Origin of the sequence: Pseudonocardia oceanicola (assembly GCF_047200735.1) — a bacterium.
GTDB lineage: Bacteria > Actinomycetota > Actinomycetes > Mycobacteriales > Pseudonocardiaceae > Pseudonocardia.
Genome location: NZ_JBJZON010000023.1, coordinates 47568 through 70258 on the forward strand (window position 1 = coordinate 47568; position 22691 = coordinate 70258).

The following is a 22691-nucleotide window of genomic DNA, read 5'->3' on the forward strand; positions in this document are numbered from 1 at the left end:
CGATTCGGCCCCGCACCGGGAGGATCGGGCGGGTGCGATACCTGATCACCGGTGCGACCGGGTACATCGGCGGGCGGCTGGCCCCACGGCTGATCGAGGAGAGCGGCGCCGACGCGCGGGTACGGTGCCTGGTCCGCGACCCGGGCAAGCTGCGTGACGTGCCGTGGGCCCGGCACGCGGAGATCGTGCAGGGCGACCTGCTCGACGCCGAGAGCGTGCGGCGGGCGTGCGAGGGCGTCGACGTCGTCTACTTCCTGGTGCACTCCCTGGCGGACCGGGACTTCTCCTCGCTCGACCGCCGCGCGGCGCTGATCCTCGCCGAGGCGGCCCGCGCCGCGGGGGTCCGGCGGATCGTCTACCTGGGCGGGCTGCACCCGGACGGCCCGCTCTCCGCGCACCTCACCTCGCGGGCCGAGGTGGGTGAGATCCTGCTGCGCAGCGGCGTGCCCACGGCGGCACTGCAGGCCGCGGTGATCCTCGGCTCGGGGTCGGCGAGCTTCGAGATGCTGCGCTACCTCACCGAGCGGCTGCCCGTCATGCTCACGCCGCAGTGGGTGCGCAACCGCATCCAGCCCATCGCCGTGCGCGACGTGCTGCGCTACCTGATCGGCGCCGCCCACCTGCCGCCCGACGTCAACCGGACCTTCGACATCGGCGGCCCCGATGTCCTGACCTACCTGGACATGATGCAGCGCTACGCCGCGGTGGCCGGGCTCCGGAGGCGCCGGGTGATCGGCGTGCCGGTGTTGACCCCGAAGCTGTCGGCGCACTGGGTCAACGTCGTCACGCCGGTGCCGAAGGGCATCGCGGCACCGCTGATCGAGTCGCTCGTGCACGAGGTGGTGTGCCGCGAGCAGGACATCCTGCAGTACGTGCCGGATCCGCCCGAGGGGCGCATCGGCTACGACCGGGCCGTCGAGCTGGCCCTCGCGAAGATCAGCAACGGCGATGTCGAGACGCACTGGTCGAACGCGGCCGTCGAGGGCGCCCCGTCGGACCCGCTGCCCAGCGACCCGGACTGGTCCGGCGGAACCGTGTACACCGACGATCGCGTGCAGCCCTGCTGCGCGCGGCCCGAGGACCTCTGGCGGGTCGTGGTCGGGATCGGCGGCGAGCGCGGCTGGTACTCGTTCCCGCTGGCCTGGTCGGTGCGCGGGTGGATGGACCGGCTCGTCGGCGGGGTCGGGCTGAGCCGCGGCCGGCGCGATCCGGACCGGCTGCACACCGGCGACGCGCTGGACTGGTGGCGCGTCGAGGCGCTCGAGGAGGGCACGCTGCTGCGGTTGCGTGCCGAGATGAAGGTGCCGGGGCTGGCGTGGCTGGAGATGGGCGCCGGGCCCGACCCCGCCGGATCCCGCTACACCCAGCGCGCCGTCTTCGTACCGCACGGGCTCGCCGGCCACCTGTACTGGTGGTCCGTGGCGCCCTTCCACGGCATCGTCTTCGGCGGCATGGTCCGCAACATCACCCGCACCGCCGAACGCGCGGCCCCGGCGGTCACCGGGGCGGAGCGGAGGGCGTCGTAGTCAGAGCTCGGTGAGGCCCGCGTCGAGGCGGTCGATCTCGGCGAGGTCGAGCTCCAGCTGCGCGGCACGGCAGTTGTCCTCGAGGTGGGCGAGGTCCGCCGTGCCGGGGATCGGGAGCATGACCGACGAGCGCTGCAGCAGCCACGCGAGCGCGACCTGCGGCGCCGTCACCCCGTGCGCCCAGGCGATCTCGGCGACGGCGCCGCCGGGCTGGGCGAGGGCGCCGGCCGCGACGGGGTGCCACGGCATGAAGCCGATGCCGTTCTCGGTGCAGTAGCGCAGGACGTCGTCGCTCGCGCGGTCGACGAGGTTGTAGCGGTTCTGCACCGTCGCGACCTCGACGGCCCCCCGGGCCTGCTCGATCGTCTCGACGGAGACCTCGGACAGCCCGACCGCGCCGATCTTGCCCTCGGCCTGCAGCTCGGCGAGCACGCCGAACTGGTCCGCGGCCGGGACCGTCGGGTCCACGCGGTGCAGCTGGAACAGGTCGATCCGGTCGACGTCGAGCCGGCGCAGGCTCAGCTCGCACTGCTGGCGCAGGTACTCGGGCCGTCCGCACGGCGTCCACCGGTCCGGGCCGGGCCGCAGGAAGCCGGCCTTGGTCGCGACGACCACGCCGTCGTACGGGTGCAGGGCCTCGCGGATCAACTCCTCGGAGGTCCCCGGGCCGTACGAGTCGGCGGTGTCGATCAGGTTCACACCGAGGTCGACGGCGCGGCGCAGCACCTCGATCGCGGACTTCGGGTCCACGGGCGGGCCCCAGACACCGGGCCCCGTGATCCGCATGGCCCCGAACCCGAGTCGGTGGACGACGGGTCCCTCGCCGAGCCGGAACGTGCCGGCGGCCGCGGCGGGACCGGCGACGGCGGCGGTCTCGTTCTGCGGGATGACGCTGGTCATGCGACGAGGGTGGCACCGTCGGTGCACGCGCCGCGCCCGATCGTGACCAGCACCGCAGGGGTCGGCGGTCACGTCGCTCCTGTTGCCGCCCTCCGGTGCGCCCGTTACGTTCGCGCCGTGGCCACGACCTCGCCGCTGGCCGACGCCGTCGACGCCCTGGTGCACGACGGCGCGGAGATCGCCCTCGAAGGATCCGGCGCGTCGGTGCCCGCGGCCGCAGTGCGCGCGATCCTGCGACGCAGGCCACGCGACCTCACCCTCGTCGGCACGGTGCCCGGCCCGGCGGCCGACCAGCTCGTCGGCGCGGGCTGCGTGAAGGCCCTGGTGTTCGCCCGGCTCGGTCCGGACCTGCACCGGATCCGGGACGCCCTGGTCACCGGCTGGCCGGCACCGCTCGAGATCGAGGAGCACAGCCAGGCGGGGATGGCCGCGCGGTACGTCGCGGGCGCCTCGGGGCTGCCCTTCGCGACGGTCCGCGGCGGTGGCACCGGCTCGGACCTCGCGGCCGTCACGCGCACCGCGACGGTCCGCTGCCCGTTCACCGGCGAGGAGCTCACCGCGCTGCCGGCGCTGCGCCCCGATCTCGCCGTGGTGCACGCCCGACGGGCCGATCGGACCGGCAACGTGCAGCTCCACGGTGTGCCCGGGCTGCGGAAGGAGGCGGTGCTGGCGGCCCGTACGGCGCTCGTCACGGTCGAGGAGGTCGTCGACGAGCTCGAGCCCGAGCACGGGGCACCCGTCCTTCCTGCGTTCGCGGTCACCCGGATCGCCGTGGTGCCCGCCGCCGCACGCGACCACGAGCCGTCCTCCGACGGCGGGGGGCAGCGGACCTGGTCGGCCGTCTCCGGCGACCGGGCACGCTTCACGAGCTGGCTGGAGGAGATCCGCGCGTGAGCGATCAGATGCTCGTCACCGCCGCGCGGCTGCTCACCGACGGCGAGGTGTGCGTGGCGGCCCCCGGAGCGGCCCGCCGGGCCGCCCGGCTCGCCCGCGCCACGCATGCACCCCGGCTGACCGTGTTGGGCGACGACGGGACCGTCGACGGCGTGCCCGCCGCGACCGTCGGCGCCGCGGAGTTCAGCGGCTACTGGCTGCAGGGCGGGCGGGTGGACGTCGGGCTGCTCGCCGCGGACCAGGTCGACGCGTTCGGCAACGTCAACACCACCGTCCTCGGCGAGTACGACGAGCCCACGGCGCGGCTCGCCGGGACCGGGGCCACCCCGGACGTCGCGGCGGGGGCCGGCCGGGTGGTCGTGCTGCTGCCGCACCGGCTCACCGCGTTCGTCCAGCGCGTCGACTTCGTGACCGCACCCGGCGCACCGGCCGGGCCGCCCGACCGCGCACAGCCGGGCCTGCGCGGCCCGGGTCCGGTCGCGGTCGTCACCGACCTGGGAGTGCTGCGGCCCGACCCGGCCACCGCCGAGCTCGTGCTCACCGAGGTCCACCCGGGCGTCTCCGTGGACCGGGTGCGGGCCGAGACCGGCTGGCCGCTGGAGGTCGCCGAGGAGGTGGGCCGCACGGCGCCCGCCACGACCGCGGAGGTCGCCGCGCTCCGGGCCGGATGACAGGATCGGGCCCATGACCGACCTGCTCCACACCCGGACGGACGGCCCCGAGGACGGGCCCGTGCTCGTGATGCTCGGCTCGCTGGGCAGCACGCTCGCCATGTGGGAGCCGAACCTCCCGGCCCTCGCCGAGCGGTTCCGGGTCGTCCGCATGGACCACCTCGGGCACGGCGCCTCGCCCGTGCCGCCCGGCCCGTACACGATGAAGACCCTGGCCGAGGCCGTCCTGGCCACCCTCGACGCGCTGGGCGTCGACCGCGTCCACTGGTGCGGCCTCTCGCTCGGCGGGATGGTCGGGATGTACCTGGGCTCGGAACACCCGGACCGCATCGCGCGGCTCGCGCTGTGCTGCACCTCCGCGGCCTTCCCGGACCGCTCGATCTGGCGGCAGCGCATCGAGGCCGTCGAGGCCGACGGCACGGCGCCGCTGGCCCCGGGGATCGTCGAGAAGTGGTACACGCCGGACTGGGCCGAGCTGCACCCCGACGTCGTCGAGCGGGCCGTCGGTTGGGTCTCCGACTCGCCCGACGCCGGCTACAAGGCCTGCTGCGAGGCGATCGAGGTCTGGGACCACCGGGACCGGTTGGGGGCCGTCGCGGCGCCGACGCTCGTGATCGCCGGGGACGAGGACCGCTCGACCCCCGTCGAGCCGCACGCCCGCACGATCGCCGAGGGCATTCCCGGGGCGCGCCTGGAGGTGCTCCACGGCGGCCACCTGGCCACCATGCAGAGCGCGGAGGAGACCAACCGTCTCCTCCTGGAGCACCTGGCCTAGCGAACTGGACGGTGGTCAGCTCGGATCGCTCGGCGCCGTGCACAGCGCGGTGCGGAAGGCGATCAGTTCCAGCAGCTCTCCGCGCCGGAACTGCCCGCGGATGCGGGCGTCGGACCGGCCGGTGCTGAGCGGCACCGGCCTTCCGCTCGCCGATCCGTACGTACCTCTACGCAGCGACAACCGGCGGCGGTCGGAGGAGGCTGGACGACTCCACGAGCACAGGGAGGGTCGGCGATGGCGAAGTTCGCGTTCTTCTTCAGCTACAGCCCGGAGACGTGGAACCGGATGGTGATGAAGCCCAGCGACCGCACGGCCGCCGTCCGGACCATGCTCGAGGCCCAGGACGCCCAGCTCGAAGCGCTGTACTACATGTTCGGGGGCCACGACGGCATCGTGATCTTCGAGGCGCCCGACTCCAGTGCGGCGGCAGCGATCTCGCTCGCGGTGACCGCGTCGGGTGCTTTCGACCGGCACGAGACCCGTGAGCTGATCACCCCGGCGGAGCTGGTCGACGTGCTGGACAAGGCGGGTCACTCGCACCAGGCGTACGTCCGCCCCGGAGACTGAGGCCTCAGAGTGCCACGGCGACGTGGCGATGGCGATCGAGCTCGCGCGGCCCGTACACGGTGCGGATTCAGGTGAGGCCCATCGAGTTCGGAAGATCGACAACTATCAGCTCGGGGTGTTCCTCGCCTACGCCTCGACCAGGGGCGGACCTTGGTCGACCGGGAGTTCTACCTGCCCATCTCGTGGGCCCCAGGGTCTCCTACGGCGTGTCCGGCCGTGCCCGCCGCTGGGGCGCGATCAGGGCCAGGCCGAGTGCGGCCACGGCCATCAGGACCCCCGCGACGACGATGGGCACCGCGGCGGCCGCCCCACCGAGCACGAGCAGCAGCAGGCCGCCGCCGAGCAGGATCGTCGGCACCATCCCTGCCGCGTGCACGGAGTGGCGGCGGGCGGGGCCGGCGACGCCGGGAGCGGGACGGTGGCGGCGCAGCTTGCGGCCGAGCGCACTGCACCGGGCCACGAACAACGGATCCCCGGACAGGAGGCCCTGCTCGATCAGAGCGAACTGGCTGCGCTCACGGTCACTGAGCATCGTTCGGGGCACCCCCGGGGATCGCGAAGGGCTGGCTGGGGAACGGGCGGCCCGCTCGCCGTTGATCCGGGTGCACGTCGGGGAAGTATACGTGACTCAATCGTGACCTCGGGCCTGAGCCGGTGTGACCGGCGCCGCTCGCTGAGGTGACCCTTCCCCTTTGCATGCACGATCACGCATGTGTAGCGTCCTGGCCATGGGTACGGGTCACGGACACGGGCACGGCCACGGCGCGGGGAGCGACCGCCGCCGGCTGGTCGCCGCGCTCCTCGTGACCCTGGCGTGCGCCGTCCTCGGCGGCGTCGGCGCGCTGGTCACCGGATCACTCGCACTGCTCGCCGACCTGGGCCACCTGCTCACGGACGCCGGGGCGCTCGCGGCCGCCGTCCTGGCGGCGGTGCTCGCGACCAGGCCGGCCTGCCACCACCGGACCTTCGGGCTCGGCCGGGTCGAGGTGCTCGTGGCGGGGCTCAACGCCGTGGCCCTGATCGCCGTCGTCGTGTGGGTGGCCGTCGAGGGAGTCTCGCGGCTGTTCGCGCCGGCGCACATCCCCGGGCTGCCGCTGCTGGTCATCGGTGCCGTGGGGCTCGTCGGCAACGTCGTGTCGCTGCTGATCCTCGCGGGCGGCGACCGCGGCAACATGAACCTTCGCGGGGCGATGCTGCACGTCCTCGGCGACGCACTCGGCTCGGTCGGGGTCATCGTGGCCGCGGTCGTGCTGGTCACGACCGGATGGCCCTACGCGGACACCCTCGCCTCGTTGCTCATCGCGGCGCTGATCCTGCCGCGGGCGATCGGCCTGCTGCGGGAGGTCTGGCACGTCCTGCTGGAAGGCGCGCCGGCCGGGATCGACGTCGCCGAGGTCCGCTCCGCGCTGCTCGCCGTGCCCGGCGTGACCGACGTGCACGACCTCCACGTCTGGGCCATCAACGACCGCACCCCGTCCATGTCCGCGCACCTGGTGGTGGCCGACCAGGAGGCCAACGCGACGGGCTGCGGCGGCTCCGTGCTCGACCGCGCCGGCACCGCGCTCCGCGAGCGGTTCGGCCTCACCCACAGCACGCTGCAGGTCGAGCGACACGCGCACGTGGGGCACGAGGACGCCTGCCACTAGGCCCTGCGCATGATGGCTCCACCACGCGAGCCGTGCGGCTACGTGAGCGCAGTGTGGTTCCGCAACGCAGGATCGGCGGGCGTCAGAGCAACCACCTGAGCGCAGTATGGTTCCAGAACGCGATATTCGCGGCTGCCAGGGCGCAGTATGGTTCCATAACGCACGAATTGCGGCCACTTGAGCGCGTTATGGTTCCCTCACGCGAGGTCCGCGGGCGCCGGAGTGCGTCACGGCTTCACTCGCTCGTCAGCCGTGGGCGAGGTCGGCGAAGCGGCTGTAGTGCAGCTGGTGGGCGACGGTGATGGTGTTGGTGGGGCCGTTGCGGTGCTTGGCCAGGATCAGGTCGGCCTCGCCCGCGCGCGGGTCGTCCCGCTCGAAGGCGTCCGGCCGGTGCAGCAGGATGACCATGTCCGCGTCCTGCTCGATCGAGCCGGACTCACGCAGGTCCGAGATCATCGGCCGCTTGTCCGTGCGCTGCTCCGGGCCACGGTTGAGCTGGCTGATCGCCACCACCGGCACCTCGAGCTCCTTGGCCAGCAGCTTGATCTGCCGGGAGAACTCCGACACCTCCTGCTGGCGGGACTCGACCTTGCGTCCGGAGGTCATCAGCTGCAGGTAGTCCAGGATGATCAGCTTCAGGTCGTTGCGCTGCTTGAGCCGGCGCGCCTTGGCCCGGATCTCCATCAACGTCAGGTTCGGCGAGTCGTCGATGAACAGCGGCGCCTCGGAGATCTCCGACATCCGCCGCGCCATCCGGGTCCAGTCGTCGTCGCTCATCCGGCCCGCACGCATGTCCGCCAGCCGGATCCGCGCCTCCGCCGACAGCAACCGCATCACGATCTCGGACTTGCTCATCTCCAGCGAGAACACCGCGCTGGTCATCTGGTGCTTGATCGAGCACGAGCGCGCGAAGTCCAGCCCCAAGGTGGACTTGCCCAGACCCGGGCGCGCCGCGACGACGACCATCTGCCCCGGGTGCAGCCCGTTGGTGCACGCGTCGAGATCCGCGAACCCGGTCGGCACCCCCAGCGAGACCCCGCCGCGAGAGGCGATCGCGTCGATCTCGTCCATGGTCGGCTGCAGCAGCTCCTCGAGCGGGACGTAGTCCTCGCTGGTGGAGCGCTCGGTGACCTCGTAGATCGCCGCCTGCGCCCGGTCGACGACCTCCTCGACCTCCGCGCCCTCGGCCCCGTGATACCCCAGCTGCACGATCCGGGTGCCCGCCTCGACCAGCCGGCGCAACGTGGCCTTCTCCGCCACGATCTCGGCGTAGTACGCCGCGTTCGCCGCGGTCGGCACCGTGGCGATCAACGTGTGCAGGTACGGCGCCCCACCCAGCCGGATCAGCTCCCCGCGGCGCTGCAGCTCCGCCGACACCGTGACCGCATCCGCCGGCTCGCCCCGGCCGTAGAGGTCGAGGATGCAGTCGTAGACGGTCTGGTGCGCGGGCCGGTAGAAGTCGTCCGGCCGCAGCACCTCCACCACGTCCGCGATCGCGTCCTTGCTCAGCAGCATCCCGCCCAGCACCGACTGCTCGGCCGTGAGGTCCTGCGGGGGCTGACGATCGAACGGGTTCGGGACGGCCCCGCCCGCGGCCTCGCCGCCCGGACGGCCCTCACCGTCGCGGACGGCCCACGGCCGATTCGGACGGTCATCCGTCACCGCCATGCTCGACGTCACCCCCTGTCACCGCTGGCCTCATCATATCGAACACAAGTTCGATTCGCAGCCGATTCCCGCCGCCGCGCCCGGGAGCGCTCCTCCGCCCGCGCGCGACCGGGGTCGCGCCCTGGGGTGGCGTGCGACGAACGGTCCGCGGGTGGGCGGGCGATCATCCGCGCGGCCCGAGCACGTGACGCTAGGGGAGTCCGCGCCCGGACCCAAACCGGAGTGTGGACAACCCTGGGGAGGGCGTGGGGACGGATCCGGGACAGGGCAGGCGGGCCTCCCCAGCGACCTGTGGACACTGTGGGGACAACCACTGTCCAGCGCGTGTCTTCCCAGTTCAGGGGCCTGGGGAGCGGTGTGGACAACTTTCTTTCCCGACGTACCCGGCGCGTCCTGTCACGGGCGTGTCGGCCCGCGGCCGGTCGCTGTCCACCCGGCGCACCCGGGAGGTCACCGAGCGATGCAGGCGCAACCTCCGCGTGTCGTTGCCACGCGCCGTACGGTCGATGTGTCGCCGCTCCGTCGCGGGGCACCCCGGGCACGCCCCACGGCCCGACACCGAGGGCGAGGTGGAGTCCGAGAACGCCGCGAGGGCGGGACCCGGTCGCAGTGACCGCATCCCGCCCCCGTTACGGACGGTGACGGACTGGAGCCCGTCGGGTGCCGGTGTCAGGCGGAGACGACCGACACCTGCAGCTCGGTGGTGACCTCCGGGTGCAGGCGGACCTTCACCGGGTGGGAACCCACCGTCTTGATCTGCTCGCCGATCTCGACCGAGTGCCGGTCGAGGGCCGGGCCGCCGGCGGCGCGCACGGCGTCGACGACCTGGGCCGGCGTGACCGAGCCGAACAGCCGGCCCGAGTCGCTCGCGGCCTTCGCCTTGATGCTCACGGAGAGCTCCTTGAGCGACGCGGCGACCTCCTGGGCGTGGCCCAGGTCGCGGATCTGCCGGGCCTTCTGGGCGCGGCGGATCTGCTCGACCTGCTTCTCGGCGCCCCGGGTCGCGACGATCGCGAACTGGCGCGGGAGCAGGTAGTTGCGGCCGTAGCCGTCCTTGACCTCGACGATGTCGCCGGGCGCGCCCAGGTTGGGCACGTCGGCCGTGAGGATGAGCTTCACGGTGCTACTCCTTCCTCAGGTCAGCGAGCGGTCGAGGTGTACGGCAGGAGGGCGACCTCGCGGCTGTTCTTCACCGCGACGGCGACGTCCCGCTGGTGCTGCCGGCAGTTGCCGGTCACGCGGCGGGCCCGGATCTTGCCGCGGTCGGAGATGAACTTCCGCAGCAGGCCGGTGTCCTTGTAGTCGATCTCCTGGGCCTTGTCCTTGCAGAAGGCGCAGACCTTCTTCTTCGGCTTGCGCAGGACGGGCTTGGGCATTGCTGGTGCTCCTGGATGTACCGGTCCCCGCGCTCGGCGCGGGGGTGTGGATCGAGGTCAGAAGGGAGGCTCGTCGTCCGCGGCGGGACCGCTCCCGGCCGGCGGGGCGGAGCCCCACGGGTCGTCGTAGCCGCCGCCACCCTGGCTGCTGCCACCACCACCGAAGCCGCCACCGCCGCCGCCGCCGAAGCCGCCGCTGCCACCGCCGCGGCTGACCTTGTTGACCTTGGCAGTGGCGTAGCGCAGCGAGGGGCCGACCTCGTCGACCTCCATCTCGATGACGGTGCGCTTCTCACCCTCGCGGGTCTCGAACGACCGCTGCCGCAGCCGGCCCTGCACGATGACGCGCGCACCACGGGTGAGCGTCTCGGCGACGTTCTCCGCGGCCTGACGCCAGATGTTGCAGCGCAGGAACAGCGCCTCGCCGTCCTTCCACTCGCCGGACTGGCGGTCGAAGGTGCGCGGCGTGGACGCCACCGTGAAGTTGGCGACGGCCGCCCCGGAGGGGGTGAACCGCAGCTCCGGGTCGGCGGTGAGGTTGCCGACCACGGTGATCACAGTCTCGCCGGCCATGGGGCCTCCTCAGCTCGCGGCGGGGGCGGGCGTGCGCGCGGGGGCGGCCTTCGCGGCCTTCGTCGGCTCCTTGCGCAGCACCTTCGTGCGCAGGACGGACTCGTTCAGACCCAGCTGGCGGTCGAGCTCGGCCACGGTGGCCGGCTCCGCCTGCACCTCGAGCACCGCGTAGATGCCCTCGGCGTTCTTGGCGATCTCGTAGGCGAGGCGGCGCTTGCCCCAGACCTCGATCTTCTCCACCGAACCGCCGTCGGAGCGGACGACGTTCAGGAAGGTCTCCAGCGACGGCTGCACCGTGCGCTCGTCCAGGCTCGGGTCGAGAATGACCATGAGCTCGTAGTGACGCATGAGAACCACTCACCTCCTGTGGACTGGAACGGCCGCGGCGCTTCCGCGGCAGGAGGTTCTCACCCCGCACCGACAGAATCGGGCCGGACCGCGGCACGGGGCACGGGTCCGGCTCGTCGCGGCGGCCCGGGTGGCCACCGGTCGGAGCGGTTGCCCACGAGGTTACCAGCGCGTTTTCGCCCGACCGGCCCCGCCCCCGGCGGTCGTTCGCGGTGGTGAAGGACCCACCGGACCCGGTGCGGGCGCCGCGACGGGCGCGGCCGGTCGTGCGGGGACCCGGGTGACGCCGGGTCCCGGGGCCGGGCGCGGCGGGAGTGCGGGAACGTCGGTGGTTGTCACTACCCTCGTCGGCATGCTCATCGGTGCCCACGTCCGCGACGACGACCCCCTCGCCGCGGCGGCCGAGCGGGGGGCGGAGATCGTGCAGTTCTTCCTCGCCGACCCGCAGGGGTGGAAGAAGCCGCAGCCGCACCCGCACGCGGAGGCACTCGCGGCCGCGGAGGTCGCGACGGTGGTCCACTCGCCGTACGTCGTCAACGTGGCCTCGCCGAACAACCGCATCCGCATCCCCTCCCGCAAGCTGGTGGTGCAGCACGCGGAGGCCGCGCGGGCGGTCGGCGCGATCGGGCTGGTCGTGCACGGCGGGCACGTCACGAAGGACGAGGACCCGGCCGTCGGCGTGGACAACTGGCGCAAGTTCGTGCAGCGCCAGCAGGACGAGGGCGGTTTCGCGGTGCCGGTGTTCATCGAGAACACCGCGGGCGGCGACAACGCGATGGCCCGAAGGTTCGAGGCGCTGGCCCGGCTGTGGGACGCGGTGGGCGAGTTCGGCGTCGGCTTCTGCCTGGACACCTGCCACGCCTTCGCCGCCGGCGAGGACCTGGTCGACGTCGTGGACCGGGCGAAGGCGATCACGGGCCGGATCGACCTGGTGCACCTGAACAACTCGCGGGACGAGTTCGACTCCGCGCGCGACCGCCACGCAGGCGTCACCTCCGGGACCATCGAGCCCGAGGTCCTGGCGGCGGTGTGCGCCGCGGCGGGCGCCCCGGTCGTGGTGGAGACCCCCGCCGAGGGCCAGGCGGCGGACATCGCGTTCCTGCGCGAGAAGCTCGGGCGGTGAACGAGCGCGCGGCCGCGGGCGCCCCGGTCGCGCGGCCCGCCGACCCTGCAGCGCCGGACACCGGGACGTCGCACCCCACCTCCCGGCCGCTCGGCCCCGCCGCGGCGAGCACGCCGGGCGCGGGGCCCCACGGCCGATCCGGCGAGGGCACCCGCAGGGCGCCGCTCGGTACCGCGGGGCTGGTCCTGCTCGTGGTGCTCACCGGGCTGACGCTGTTGCTCGGCTACGCGAACAAGGCGCGCTGCACCGGGCCCGAGTTCGACGCGGCCGGCCGCTCCACCCCCGACCACGCGGTCCGGCAGTACCGGGACGTCTGCTACTCGGACATCCAGAAGCTGTGGCTCGGCCGCGACGTGGACCGGCACGTCTTCCCCTACGTCGACGGCTCGATCTCCCCGGACGGTCAGCTGCGGGGCGGCACCGTCGAGTACCCGGTGCTCACCGGCGTGCTGATGTGGCTCGGGGCCCTCGGGGCGTCGACGGACGCGGGCTTCCTGCTCGCGTCGGCGCTGATCCTGGCACCGTTCGGGCTGGTCACCGGCTGGATGCTGGGCCGGCTCGCCCGCTGGCGCGCGTTGGTGTGGGCCCTCGGCCCACCCCTCGTGCTCTACGCCTTCCACAACTGGGACCTGCCGGCCGTTGCCTGCGCGGTCGCTGCGGTGTTCGTGCTGCACGGGCTGCGTCGCGAGATGCCGCTGCGGACCCGGGCGACGGTGGCCGCGGTGCTGCTCGGCCTGGGCGTGGCCCTGAAGCTGTACCCCGGGGCGTTCCTGCTCCCGCTGGCGCTGTACGTGCTCACCCGGGGCCGCCCACCGGGCGCCGGCCTCGACCTCGCGGGCGCGGTCCGGGTGTGCCTCGCCGGCACGCTCACCGCCGTCGCGGTGAACCTGCCCTTCGCGCTGCTCGGCTTCCCCGGCTGGGCGGCGTCGTTCACCTTCCAGCAGCAGCGCCCGGTCGACGTCAGCACCAACTCCATCTGGTTCTGGGGTGTCCGGCCGATGATGGCGGACCTGGGCCTCGGCGAGTCGTTCGTCCCCCTCGTCGACGTGCTGTCGCCGGTGCTGGTGCTGGTGTCCTTCGTGGCGGCCGCCGCGGCGGGCCTGCTGCGGTGGCGGCGCGGGGCGGCCTACCCGTGGATCGGGGTGAGCGCCGCGATGCTCTGCGGCTTCCTCCTCCTGCACAAGGTGCACTCACCGCAGTACACGCTCTGGCTGCTGCCGTTCCTGGTGCTGCTGCGGATCCGCTGGGGCTGGATCGCGGCGTACCTGGCGGCCGACGCGCTGATCGGCATCGGCATCTTCCGCTGGTTCTACCTGCTCGACACCCGCGCCGACGCGGGGATCGGCGCCGGCTTCGCCGCCCAGGCGGTGGTGCTGGGCGTGTGGGGCAAGGCGGTCCTGCTCGCCATCCTCTTCGTGCTGTTCCTGCGGGCCCCCGAGGTGGTCGACGCCCGCGAGCCCGGGGTCACCGCCAGGCGAACACCGGCTGCTCCAGGTGGTCCACCCGCGTCGGACGACCGTGCAACAGGACCTCCCGGGCCTGGTACAGCACCGCCCCCGTCGGCGCGTGCACGAACCGGTCGTACAGCGGCACCTGGATGACGGGGGCGTCGGACTCCGGGATGGTGAGGAAACGCGGCTCCACGTCGATGTCGGCCAGCGGGACGCGGTGGAGCTCGCCGACCTCGTCCGGGTTCGGCGTCAGCTCGCCGACCTCCCCGGCCCACAGCACGATCGGCGTGATCACGTAGCCGGAGCGGGTGGCGTAGTCGTCGAGCAGCCCGAGCACGGCGTCCTCGCCGAGCTCGAGCCCGACCTCCTCCAGCAGCTCCCGGCGGCCGGCCTCGGTGATGGTCTCGCCCGGATCGCAGCGCCCACCCGGCAGGGCCCACTGCCCGGAGTGCCGGCGCAGGGTGGCGGCCCGCCGGGTGAGCAGGAACGCGAGCCCGTCGGCCGGGCCGGCGCCCCCGGTGGTGATCAACGTGAGCGTGACGGCCGAGCGCTTGAGGTCGGACCGCTCGACGACCCGCCGCTCGAACCCCGCCAGCCGCTGCTCGACGGCCGCGCGCAGCTCCGCGACGCGGCCCCCGGGGTCGGCGCCGACCCTGCCCTCACCCGTTGCCATGCTCCGGACTCTGCCCCACGCGGACCCGGCGCGCGGGCCGCTGTGATCGTCGTCGCACCGGCCAGTCCGGGTCGCGATCCGGGTGCCGACCCGGGTCGCGGGCGCGGACCGGGTCGGACGAGGGCCGCAGGACCGACCGCACCACGAGCACGCACAGCACGACGACGACGGCGTCGCGGAGCAGGACCGCGCCGAGGAACCAGTCCGGGGGCAGACCCTTGTCGTCCGTGCCGACGTAGAAGAACATCCGCGGGACCCAGACCAGCGCGTCGACCGTCATCCAGGCGAGCAGCAGCCTCCAGCGCGGCAGCGCGAGCACGGCCAGCGGCACCAGCCAGAGCGAGTACTGCGGGCTCCACACCTTGTTGACCAGCAGGAACGCCGCGACGACCAGGAAGGCGAGCGACGCCAGCCGAGGCGGCCGGGGTGCCTTGGCCGCCAGCACGACCAGCCCCGCGCAGGCGGTCACCAGCAGGGCCGCGGTGACGGTGTTGAGCGTGGTCGGTGCCTGATCGGCGCGCAGCGGACCGTCGAACCCGCTCCACCCCGTGAAGTACGAGAGCGCGTAGTAGAGCGAGTCGGGGTCGGCCGGCCGGGTCCGGTTGAGGCGGACGAACTCCCACCAGCCGGCCGGCCAGGCGATCGCGACCGGCACGTTCACCGCCAGCCAGGTGCCCACGGCGGCGCCGATCGTCCGCCACGCGGTGCCGAGCTCACGCCGACGGGCGGCGACCAGCAGCACCGGTAGCAGCAGGAGCAGGGGATAGAGCTTCGCGGCACCGCCCAGTCCGAGCAGCACCCCGCCGAGGACCGGCCGTCGCCGGGCGATCGCGAGGAGCCCGCCGCAGGCCAGGGCGACGGCCAGGGCGTCGAAGTTGGTGAAGGCGTGCACTGCGACGAGCGGGGAGATCGCGACGAGCGCGGCGTCCCACGGCCGCTCGGGCCGTAGCCGGACCACGGCCCACACGGCGACGAGCCAGGCCAGGGCCAGGCCGAACGCGACGATGTCGAAGTAGACGACGACCGGCAGCGCCGTGGGCAGCGGCAGCGCCGAGGCGGCGGCCTGCCACCCGTCCGTCAGCCGCGCCGCCGCCCACTGGTAGAAGCCGGTGAGCACCGGATACTCCATGTACCGGGTCTGCGGGGCGCCGCCGGCGGAGGTGTCGGTCCAGGCGTCCCGGTAGGGGACGGCCGAGGGATCGTCGAGCCGCTCGATCGCGTAGAGCGGAACCGTGTCGGAGTAACACATGGCGACGTACTGGCGGTTGTTCTGCCAGTCGAGGGCCAGCTGTCCGTCGTCCGTGCGGTACTGCTGCAGGCACGGCGACTTGCCGAGCCAGCCCAGCGCGAGGGTCACCACGGCGAGCAGCAGGACCACGCGCAGCGGGGTCCACCAGGTGGCGCGGCCGACGAGCGCGTGCCGCCCCAGCGGGCCACCGACGACCCGGCTCGCGGCCGCGACCACGGGCTCGGTCCACGTCGGGATCACCCGCGCGGGCCCGCGCGGCGGCTCGGGCCGGCGCGTCGGCCGCCGGGCCGCGGAGGACCGGGTGTCCTCGGGTGCGACCGGCCGCGGGGTCACCTAGGCACCGTCGTTGCCGTCCCCGTTCCCGGAGTCGCCGTTGCCGTTGCCGTTCCCGGAGTCACTGTTCCCCGAGTCGCCGTTGCCGGAGTCGCCCCGGTTGGAGCCGCTCCGCGACGAGGAGTCACCGCGGTCCCCGCCGTTGTCGCCGCCGTTGTCGCCGCTGTCGCGGCTGCGGCGCTGCTGACGCTCCTCGCCGTCGCCCGAGGTGGAGGACCCGCTCGATCCGCTCGACCCACCGGCGTACTCGGAGACGGGGGCCTGCCCGATCGGCGTGAACTTCGACCAGGCTTCGACGTCGGTCCCGCGCAGCGCGTCGGACATGAACTGCCGCCAGATCGAGCCGGGCAGCATGCGCCCGTAGATCGGCCGGCCGGCCGAGTTCTTGATCGGGGAGTTGTCGTCCGTGCCGACCCACACCGCGGTGGCGATCTGCGGGGTGTAGCCGACGGTCCAGGCGTCGTTGTTCTGGCCCTCGACGCTGCTCTGCACGGTGCCGGTCTTGGCCGCGACCGGGCGGCCGTCCCGGAGCGGGATCCGCGAGGAGCTCGCGACGTCCGTCATCGACTCGGTGACGTTGCGCGCGACCTGCTGGCTGAAGGCCTGCGTCCCGGGCGAGCCGCCGGCGTCGTGGTCGTAGATGATCCGGCCGTCGCTCGTGGTCACCTTGGCGACCAGGTAGGGCTCGCGGGCGACCCCGTCGGCGGCGAACGTGGCGAAGGCGGACGCCATGTTCTCCGTGGTGACGTTCTTGTCACCGAGCGAGATGCCGCCGGTCGGGTTGGCCAGCGGCGCGGCCGGGATGCCCGCCCTGATCGCGGCGTCGGCCACCTTCTGCGGGCCGATCTCGAGCGCCATCCGGTAGAACACGGTGTTGATCGACTGGGTCATCGCCGTCTTGACCGAGCACCGGCCGCAGCTCACGCCCTCGGAGTTGGACACCTCCTGGCCCGCCAGGGTCTGCGGCGACGAGCCGTCGTACTGCGCGCCCAGGCCGATCGGGTTCGGCTGCTCGAGGCCCGCGGCCACCACGAACGGCTTGAACGACGACCCCGGCTGCTTCGAGGCCTGCGCGTAGTCCAGGCCGACTCCGTCGTTGCCGCCGAAGTAGGCGAGCACCGCACCGGTCTTCGGGTCGACCGACACCAGGGCCGTCCGGAGGTTGGCCGGCTGCCCCTCCATCACGTCGTTGGCCGCCTCGACGGCCTCCCGCTGCTTCTCCGGGTCGATCGTGGTCTGCACGGTCAGGCCCTCGGTGTTGATCTCCGACTCGGAGATCCCCCGGTCCTCCAGCTCGGCGCGGACCTGGTTGTAGATGTGGCCGTTGGCGTCGCCGGGGATGCCACCCTCGGCCGCCGACGGCGGCAGCCACTCCGGGAACTGCATCTGCGCGCGCTCGGCCTGGGTCATCCAGCCCATCTGGACCTCACCGTCGAGCACGAAGTTCCAGCGCTCCCGCGACTTCTCCTCGTTCTTGGCGGGGTCCCAGCGCGACGGCGACTGGATCAGCCCCGCGATCATCGCGCCCTCGGAGGGGCTGAGCTGCTGGACGTCCTTGCCGAAGTACGCCTGGCTCGCGGCCTGGATGCCGTAGGCGCCGCGCCCGAGGTAGATCGCGTTGAGGTAGTTCTCCAGGATCTCTTCCTTGGTCTGTTCCTTGGAGATCTTGGCGGCGAGCACGATTTCCTTGTACTTGCGCCACAGGGAGATCTGGTCCTGGCCGGTGGTCACCTTGATGTACTGCTGGGTGATCGTGGAGCCGCCGCCGATGCCGCCCGTCAGCTGGCTCCACACCGCGCGGCCGATCCCGGAGAGGTCGAACCCCGGGTTCGAGAAGAACGAGCGGTCCTCGGCGGACAGCACGGCGTGCTGCACCGACGCGGGCACCTGGTCGAGGGTGACGTTGATCCGGTTGATGTTGTTGGGCCGCACGGTGGCGAGCGGGCTGCCGTCGGCGAAGGTGAACGTGGCCACCTGGGTGTTGGCGACCTCGTCCGAGCTGGGCACCGCGAAGCCGACCCAGCCGACCGCGAACGCCAGGAACGGCCCGACGACCAGGGCCACCAGCCCCCACAGCACGATCCTGCGCACGGGCCGCCGTCCTCCCGGGCGACGACGACCGTCGTCACCGCCGCCACCGCCGCCGACGCCGGGGCGCCGCGGCGGGGGACCGGGCGGGTCGGCCAGGGCGAGTGAGGTGGGCCGGTCGCCCGGGCCCGACGTGCCGGAGTCGTGGGTCAGCAGCGTCGGCGGGCCGGGTGGCGGCTGCGCGGGCCCGCCCGGGCCGGCGTTCGGCCCCTGGGGCCCACGCGGTCCCGGCCCGACGCGCTGCGGCGCGGGTCGGTGCGGCGGACCGTACGGGCCCGGCTGCCCGGACGGCCCCGGACGCGGACCGGGCGGCGGGCCCTGCGGTGGCGGACCCTGCGGCGGCCGACCGGACCCCGCTGCGCGACCGCGCCAGGGCCCGGCACCCGGGGGTGGCGGACCCTGGTCCGGGCGGATGTCCCAGACGTCGGGGACGCGCGGCCGCGGCGGGGGGCCGGCTGCTGGTCGGTCGCTGCGTTGATCGGTCACCGCGGGCTCCGTGCTTCTCCGGCGCGCCTGCGGGGAACGGGGGCGGACCGGGCTGGGGCGTGGGGTGCGGGCGCTGTACGGCTCACGGGGTCGGGGCTCATCGGGCGGGGATCGGGGCGGGGATCGCTCACTCGGCGGCGGTCCTCCGGCGACGCGGGCGGTCGGGGCGGGCGCCGGTGCCCAGCACCGACGATTGGACCAGATGGTTCCAGCTGCACGTGCGGCAGACCTCCACGAGGTACAGGGAGAACTCGCCGTGCCGGGCCGCCAGCTCCTCGACCTCGTCGGGGTCGCGGGCCGAGCCGGACACCTGGCGGAGCTCCTCGCCGAAGACCCACCAGACGTGGGTCAGCCGCTCCTTCCGGCACAGCGGGCACTGTTCCTGCGTCGGCCGGCCGTGGAACCGGGCGGCGCGCAGGAGGTACGGGCTCGCGTCGCAGACCTCCGCGGTCCCCACCCGACCGGCGTAGACCTCCGCGAGCAGCGCACGACGCCGCAACGCGTAGTCGACGACCTGTCGCTGGGTGAGCACCCGACCAGGGTACTCAGCCACCCGCCCGTGCGGTCCCCGAACCGCCCGGACGGGCGGACCCGTCGAGGGCCGCCGCAGGTCGCATGCGTGATCGAGATCTCGACACTGTGCGGGGATGTATCGCCCCGATATAGTGAACCGACCGATCGCCGGGGACATCGGGGTTCTCGGGCGGCGTGCGGGAGGAGGGGGAGCGGGTGCTCGAGTTCGCCATCCTCGGGCTGCTGCTGGAGGCCCCGATGCACGGCTACGAGCTGCGCAAACAGCTCGGGCTGCGGCTCGGCGGGTTCCGTGTCTTCTCCTACGGCTCGCTCTACCCTGCGCTGCGCAGGCTCGTCCGAGCGGGCCTCATCGTCGAGGACCCCGACCGGTCCGCGGCGAGCACCGGCTGGTCCAAGCGCGCCCGGCGCGTCTACCGGATCACCGCGGAGGGCAAGGAGCGGTTCGCCGAGCTGCTGGCCGAGTCCGGCCCGCAGACCTGGGACGACGAGAGCTTCGGCGTCCACCTGGCGTTCTTCTCCCGCACCCCCGCGGAGACCAGGATGCGGATCCTGGAGGGCAGGCGCCGGGCGGTCGAGGAGCGCCGCGAGGGATTGCGCGCGGCGCTCGCCAGGGCCGGCGAGCAGATCGACCGGTACACCCGTGAGCTGCACGAGCTCGGCCTGGACACCACCGAGCGCGAGGTGCGATGGCTGAACGAGCTCATCGAGCGGGAGCGTCACCCCGGCGACGAGGCCGGTCCCATCAGGCCTTGAGAGGCCGTAGTCCCGACAGAGAGAGTAAGGAGAGCCGGCATGAGTGAGGTGCGAGTCGCCGTCGTCGGCGTCGGCAACTGTGCGGCGTCGCTGGTCCAGGGCGTCCACTACTACGCGGACGCCGACCCGGCCGCGCGCGTCCCCGGCCTGATGCACGTCGACTTCGGCGGCTACCACGTGCGCGACGTGACGTTCGTCGCCGCGTTCGACGTCGACGCGAAGAAGGTCGGCCGTGACCTGTCGGAGGCCATCGGCGCGAGCGAGAACAACACGATCAAGATCGCCGACGTGCCGCCGCTCGGCGTCCCGGTGCAGCGTGGCCATACTCTCGACGGGCTGGGCCGGTTCTACCGGGAGACGATCACCGAGTCCGACGAGGAGCCCGTCGACGTCGCCCAGGTGCTGCGCGAGACGCGGGCGGACGTGCTCGTCTCCTACCTGCCGGTGGGCAGCGAGGCGGCCGACCGCTTCTACGCCCAGGCCGCGATCGACGCCGGCGTGGCCTTCGTGAACGCCCTTCCGGTGTTCATCGCCTCGGACCCGGTGTGGGCGCAGAAGTTCCGCGACGCGGGCGTCCCGATCGTCGGCGACGACATCAAGTCGCAGGTCGGGGCGACGATCACCCACCGGGTGCTGGCGCGGCTGTTCGAGGAGCGCGGCGTGCACCTCGACCGCACGATGCAGCTCAACGTGGGCGGGAACATGGACTTCCTGAACATGAAGGAGCTGGAGCGGCTCGAGTCGAAGAAGGTGTCCAAGACCCAGTCGGTCACCTCGCAGGTCGAGCGGGACCTGGGCAAGGACAACGTGCACATCGGCCCGTCGGACTACGTCGCGTGGCTCGACGACCGCAAGTGGGCCTACGTCCGGCTCGAGGGCCGCGCGTTCGGCGACGTCCCGCTCAACCTGGAGTACAAGCTCGAGGTCTGGGACTCGCCGAACTCCGCCGGCATCATCATCGACGCGGTGCGCGCGGCGAAGATCGCGAAGGACCGCGGGATCGGCGGACCGATCCTCTCCGCGTCGAGCTACTTCATGAAGTCCCCGCCGGAGCAGTACAGCGACTCCGAGGCCCGCACCGCGGTCGAGGAGTTCATCCGCGGCGAGCGGGAGCGCTGACGCCCAGCCCTCGTCGGATCGGACACCCCGGTCGGAGCACCCGCTCCGGCCGGGGTTTCTTTTTGCTTGCTCCCCGGAAATGTTGACGAACGTTCCGAACCGGAAACAGTTTCACTCTTACGGAGTCATCACGGCTCTATCACGTGGTACTCGGGAACCTGTCTCACCTGCATCGACGAATTTGGCTGCAGGATCACGGCTCCATCACGGCTGCACTACTCCGAACGTGCTCATCCTCCGTGAGAACGCTCACCCGAAAATTCCTGGCCGAATGTAATCTCCATCATGGCAATCACGGTAATGCGTTCGTAATTTGCTGAACGGCCTCGCGCCACCGCCCTCCACCCGGGAGGACGGGCACGGGGTCACCGCCCGGACGGGCGGGTGCGCGACCGGCCTGGGCTCCCCTACGGCTCCCTCACCACGGCCGGGCACTCCCCAGCGCACCCGTCCCACGCGTGGTCACCGCTCTCCCCCGAGCGGGGTGCCCGCGTCCGCCGGGCGGTGCGATTCACGAGGATGCCTACCGGTGCCCAGACCTGCGCTCCTGCGTTCCACCGTCGTCGCCGCGACCGCGGCGGCGGCAGCCTTCTTCTCCCTCGCCCCCGCCTCCACCGGCGCGGTCGCCGAGGCCCCTGCGGCCGCTCCCGCCGTCCCCGTCGAGGCCCCGGTCGAGACGGCGGTCCGGACCGTCGCGTTCGCCGCCCCGGCCCAGACCGTCGCGGCCGCGTCGGCCGGCCTCGCACCCGCCGCCAGGCGCGCCTCCGCGCTGTCCACCGCGCTCGCGCAGGTCGGCAAGCCGTACCGCTACGGTGCCTCCGGCCCGTCCGCGTTCGACTGCTCGGGCCTCACGAGCTACGCCTTCAAGAAGGCCGGCGTCTCGATCCCGCGGACCAGCCGGGCCCAGTCGTCCTTCGGCACCCCGGTCGCCAAGGGCAACCTGCGCCCCGGCGACCTGGTCTTCTTCTACCGGCCGGTCAGCCACGTCGCCATCTACGTCGGCAACGGCAAGGTGGTGCACGCCAGCACCAGCGGCCAGCCGGTGAAGATCAGCTCGCTGAGCGCCATGCCGTTCAGCGGCGCCCGTCGCGTCTGAGCCCCCCGGCGCCGGTCCGGGCCAGCGCGGCGGGCCACGGCCGGCGGATCAGGGGTGACCTAGGGTGGCGGCCGTGGACTCCCGCCCGCTCGCCCTGGTCACCGGCGCCTCCCGCGGGATCGGTGCCGCCGTCGCCCACGCGCTCGCCCCGACGCACGACCTGCTTCTGGGCGGGCGCGACGCGGCGGCGCTCGACTCGCTGGCCGCCGCGCTCCCCGGTGCACGGGCGTGGCCCGTCGAGCTGGCCGACGACGCCGCGGCCGCCGCGGCCGTCGACGGGCTCGACCTGGCGCGGCTCGACGTCCTGGTGCACTCGGCCGGGGTCGGCCTGCTCGGCACGGTCGCCGAGACCGGGCCCGACATCTGGCGGCAGCAGTTCGAGGTCAACGTCGTCGCGGTGGCCGGGCTGACCCGGCTGCTGCTGCCCGCGCTGCGGGCGGCGGGCGGTGACGTCGTGCTGATCAACTCCGGCTCGGGGATCACGGCCCGGGCCGGCTGGGGCTCCTACGCCGCCAGCAAGTTCGCGCTGCGCGCCTTCGCCGACGCGTTGCGTGCCGAGGAGCCCGGCCTGCGGGTCACCTCGGTGCACCCGGGTCGCGTCGACACCGACATGCAGCGGGCGGTCGTCGCGCACGAGGGCGGGGAGTACGACGGTTCCCGGTTCCTCCGCCCGGAGAGCGTCGCCGCCGCGGTCCGCTGCGCCGTCACGGCGACCGGGGACGCGCACCTGACCGAGATCGTCGTCCGGCCCCGCTGATCCGGCCCCGCTGATCCGGCCCCGCTGGTCCGCCCGTCGACCCGGCGGCACGCTGGTCCGGCCGGGCGACACGGGGTCACCGGCG

At 73.2% G+C, this 22691-nt stretch carries 22 protein-coding genes and 1 pseudogene; 12 read left to right on the plus strand and 11 right to left on the minus strand.

Going from position 1 to position 22691, the window contains the following annotated elements; translation table 11 throughout:
- Nucleotides 1–32 precede the first annotated feature (32 nt).
- On the plus strand, nt 33–1526 hold the full coding sequence (locus ACL02T_RS26515; RefSeq protein ID WP_412833495.1) for an SDR family oxidoreductase: 1494 nt from the start codon (nt 33–35) through the stop codon (nt 1524–1526).
- On the opposite strand, the gene ACL02T_RS26520 is transcribed toward ACL02T_RS26515, so the two are convergent.
- A complete protein-coding gene (locus tag ACL02T_RS26520; RefSeq protein ID WP_412833496.1) occupies nt 1527–2426 on the minus strand; it encodes an aldo/keto reductase in 900 nt (299 codons plus the stop codon).
- 117 nt (nt 2427–2543) lie between these two features.
- Between ACL02T_RS26520 and ACL02T_RS26525 the strand changes: the two genes are divergently transcribed.
- The 4 genes from ACL02T_RS26525 (at nt 2544) to ACL02T_RS26540 (ending at nt 5333) form a co-directional block, all read left to right on the plus strand.
- Nucleotides 2544–3320, plus strand: a complete 777-nt coding sequence (locus tag ACL02T_RS26525; RefSeq protein WP_412833497.1) for a CoA transferase subunit A — start codon at nt 2544–2546, stop codon at nt 3318–3320.
- Complete coding sequence (locus ACL02T_RS26530; RefSeq protein WP_412833498.1) at nt 3317–3991, plus strand: CoA-transferase; 675 nt, start codon at nt 3317–3319, stop codon at nt 3989–3991. The genes ACL02T_RS26525 and ACL02T_RS26530 overlap by 4 nt, the downstream gene beginning before the upstream one ends.
- A gap of 13 nt (nt 3992–4004) precedes the next feature.
- Nucleotides 4005–4766: a 3-oxoadipate enol-lactonase gene (pcaD, locus tag ACL02T_RS26535; RefSeq protein WP_412833499.1), complete on the plus strand. Its 762-nt coding sequence runs from the start codon at nt 4005–4007 to the stop codon at nt 4764–4766.
- Between the two features lie 234 nt (nt 4767–5000).
- Nucleotides 5001–5333 carry a GYD domain-containing protein gene (locus ACL02T_RS26540; protein ID WP_412833500.1) on the plus strand — a complete coding sequence of 111 codons (333 nt, stop codon included), beginning with the start codon at nt 5001–5003 and terminating at the stop codon, nt 5331–5333.
- Nucleotides 5334–5532: 199 nt separating this feature from the next.
- Here the strand turns inward: ACL02T_RS26540 and ACL02T_RS26545 are convergent, their stop codons facing one another.
- Entirely contained in the window at nt 5533–5865 is a 333-nt protein-coding gene (locus ACL02T_RS26545; protein WP_412833501.1) for a DUF3040 domain-containing protein, read from the minus strand.
- Between the two features lie 196 nt (nt 5866–6061).
- On the opposite strand from ACL02T_RS26545, the gene ACL02T_RS26550 reads away from it, so the two are divergent.
- Nucleotides 6062–6979, plus strand: a complete 918-nt coding sequence (locus tag ACL02T_RS26550; protein WP_412833502.1) for a cation diffusion facilitator family transporter — start codon at nt 6062–6064, stop codon at nt 6977–6979.
- A 246-nt stretch (nt 6980–7225) separates the two neighbouring features.
- On the opposite strand, the gene dnaB is transcribed toward ACL02T_RS26550, so the two are convergent.
- From dnaB to rpsF, 5 genes are all read right to left on the minus strand, one after another.
- A complete protein-coding gene (dnaB, locus tag ACL02T_RS26555) occupies nt 7226–8647 on the minus strand; it encodes a replicative DNA helicase (RefSeq protein WP_412833503.1) in 1422 nt (473 codons plus the stop codon).
- A gap of 669 nt (nt 8648–9316) precedes the next feature.
- Nucleotides 9317–9766: a 50S ribosomal protein L9 gene (gene rplI / locus ACL02T_RS26560; protein WP_412833504.1), complete on the minus strand. Its 450-nt coding sequence runs from the start codon at nt 9764–9766 to the stop codon at nt 9317–9319.
- Between the two features lie 20 nt (nt 9767–9786).
- A complete protein-coding gene (gene rpsR, locus ACL02T_RS26565) occupies nt 9787–10023 on the minus strand; it encodes a 30S ribosomal protein S18 (protein ID WP_037042067.1) in 237 nt (78 codons plus the stop codon).
- Nucleotides 10024–10080: 57 nt separating this feature from the next.
- A complete protein-coding gene (locus ACL02T_RS26570) occupies nt 10081–10596 on the minus strand; it encodes a single-stranded DNA-binding protein (protein ID WP_412833505.1) in 516 nt (171 codons plus the stop codon).
- Between the two features lie 9 nt (nt 10597–10605).
- Complete coding sequence (gene rpsF / locus ACL02T_RS26575; protein ID WP_412833506.1) at nt 10606–10944, minus strand: 30S ribosomal protein S6; 339 nt, start codon at nt 10942–10944, stop codon at nt 10606–10608.
- A 352-nt stretch (nt 10945–11296) separates the two neighbouring features.
- Between rpsF and ACL02T_RS26580 the strand changes: the two genes are divergently transcribed.
- Nucleotides 11297–12067: a deoxyribonuclease IV gene (locus tag ACL02T_RS26580; RefSeq protein ID WP_412833507.1), complete on the plus strand. Its 771-nt coding sequence runs from the start codon at nt 11297–11299 to the stop codon at nt 12065–12067.
- A 689-nt stretch (nt 12068–12756) separates the two neighbouring features.
- A pseudogene (locus ACL02T_RS26585) lies at nt 12757–13293 on the plus strand (glycosyltransferase 87 family protein); the annotation flags it as partial.
- A gap of 238 nt (nt 13294–13531) precedes the next feature.
- Here the strand turns inward: ACL02T_RS26585 and ACL02T_RS26590 are convergent.
- From ACL02T_RS26590 to ACL02T_RS26605, 4 genes are all read right to left on the minus strand, one after another.
- Nucleotides 13532–14191 (minus strand): NUDIX hydrolase, encoded by a 660-nt coding sequence (locus ACL02T_RS26590; RefSeq protein WP_412833508.1) that lies wholly within the window; start codon nt 14189–14191, stop codon nt 13532–13534.
- Nucleotides 14178–15773 carry a glycosyltransferase family 87 protein gene (locus ACL02T_RS26595; RefSeq protein WP_412833509.1) on the minus strand — a complete coding sequence of 532 codons (1596 nt, stop codon included), beginning with the start codon at nt 15771–15773 and terminating at the stop codon, nt 14178–14180. The genes ACL02T_RS26590 and ACL02T_RS26595 overlap by 14 nt, the downstream gene beginning before the upstream one ends.
- Nucleotides 15774–17864 carry a transglycosylase domain-containing protein gene (locus tag ACL02T_RS26600; RefSeq protein ID WP_412833510.1) on the minus strand — a complete coding sequence of 697 codons (2091 nt, stop codon included), beginning with the start codon at nt 17862–17864 and terminating at the stop codon, nt 15774–15776.
- 610 nt (nt 17865–18474) lie between these two features.
- A complete protein-coding gene (locus ACL02T_RS26605; protein ID WP_412833511.1) occupies nt 18475–18879 on the minus strand; it encodes a DUF5318 family protein in 405 nt (134 codons plus the stop codon).
- A 197-nt stretch (nt 18880–19076) separates the two neighbouring features.
- Here ACL02T_RS26605 and ACL02T_RS26610 point away from each other — a divergent pair, with 197 nt between their 5' ends.
- The 4 genes from ACL02T_RS26610 to ACL02T_RS26625 all read left to right on the plus strand — a co-directional run bounded on the left by ACL02T_RS26610 (nt 19077) and on the right by ACL02T_RS26625 (nt 22606).
- Nucleotides 19077–19634, plus strand: a complete 558-nt coding sequence (locus ACL02T_RS26610) for a PadR family transcriptional regulator (protein ID WP_412833512.1) — start codon at nt 19077–19079, stop codon at nt 19632–19634.
- 39 nt (nt 19635–19673) lie between these two features.
- Entirely contained in the window at nt 19674–20753 is a 1080-nt protein-coding gene (locus ACL02T_RS26615; RefSeq protein ID WP_412833513.1) for an inositol-3-phosphate synthase, read from the plus strand.
- A 529-nt stretch (nt 20754–21282) separates the two neighbouring features.
- Nucleotides 21283–21849: a C40 family peptidase gene (locus ACL02T_RS26620; protein ID WP_412833514.1), complete on the plus strand. Its 567-nt coding sequence runs from the start codon at nt 21283–21285 to the stop codon at nt 21847–21849.
- Between the two features lie 73 nt (nt 21850–21922).
- Nucleotides 21923–22606, plus strand: a complete 684-nt coding sequence (locus ACL02T_RS26625) for an SDR family oxidoreductase (protein ID WP_412833515.1) — start codon at nt 21923–21925, stop codon at nt 22604–22606.
- Nucleotides 22607–22691 lie beyond the last annotated feature (85 nt).

Coding starts and splice junctions, on each gene's coding strand:
- ACL02T_RS26520 (WP_412833496.1), bottom strand. CDS start 2,426: ATGACCAGCGTCATCCCGCAGAACGAGACCGCCGCCGTCGCCGGTCCC.
- pcaD (WP_412833499.1), top strand. CDS start 4,005: ATGACCGACCTGCTCCACACCCGGACGGACGGCCCCGAGGACGGGCCC.
- ACL02T_RS26540 (WP_412833500.1), top strand. CDS start 5,001: ATGGCGAAGTTCGCGTTCTTCTTCAGCTACAGCCCGGAGACGTGGAAC.
- ACL02T_RS26545 (WP_412833501.1), bottom strand. CDS start 5,865: ATGCTCAGTGACCGTGAGCGCAGCCAGTTCGCTCTGATCGAGCAGGGC.
- ACL02T_RS26550 (WP_412833502.1), top strand. CDS start 6,062: ATGGGTACGGGTCACGGACACGGGCACGGCCACGGCGCGGGGAGCGAC.
- dnaB (WP_412833503.1), bottom strand. CDS start 8,647: ATGGCGGTGACGGATGACCGTCCGAATCGGCCGTGGGCCGTCCGCGAC.
- rpsR (WP_037042067.1), bottom strand. CDS start 10,023: ATGCCCAAGCCCGTCCTGCGCAAGCCGAAGAAGAAGGTCTGCGCCTTC.
- ACL02T_RS26570 (WP_412833505.1), bottom strand. CDS start 10,596: ATGGCCGGCGAGACTGTGATCACCGTGGTCGGCAACCTCACCGCCGAC.
- rpsF (WP_412833506.1), bottom strand. CDS start 10,944: ATGCGTCACTACGAGCTCATGGTCATTCTCGACCCGAGCCTGGACGAG.
- ACL02T_RS26580 (WP_412833507.1), top strand. CDS start 11,297: ATGCTCATCGGTGCCCACGTCCGCGACGACGACCCCCTCGCCGCGGCG.
- ACL02T_RS26590 (WP_412833508.1), bottom strand. CDS start 14,191: ATGGCAACGGGTGAGGGCAGGGTCGGCGCCGACCCCGGGGGCCGCGTC.
- ACL02T_RS26615 (WP_412833513.1), top strand. CDS start 19,674: ATGAGTGAGGTGCGAGTCGCCGTCGTCGGCGTCGGCAACTGTGCGGCG.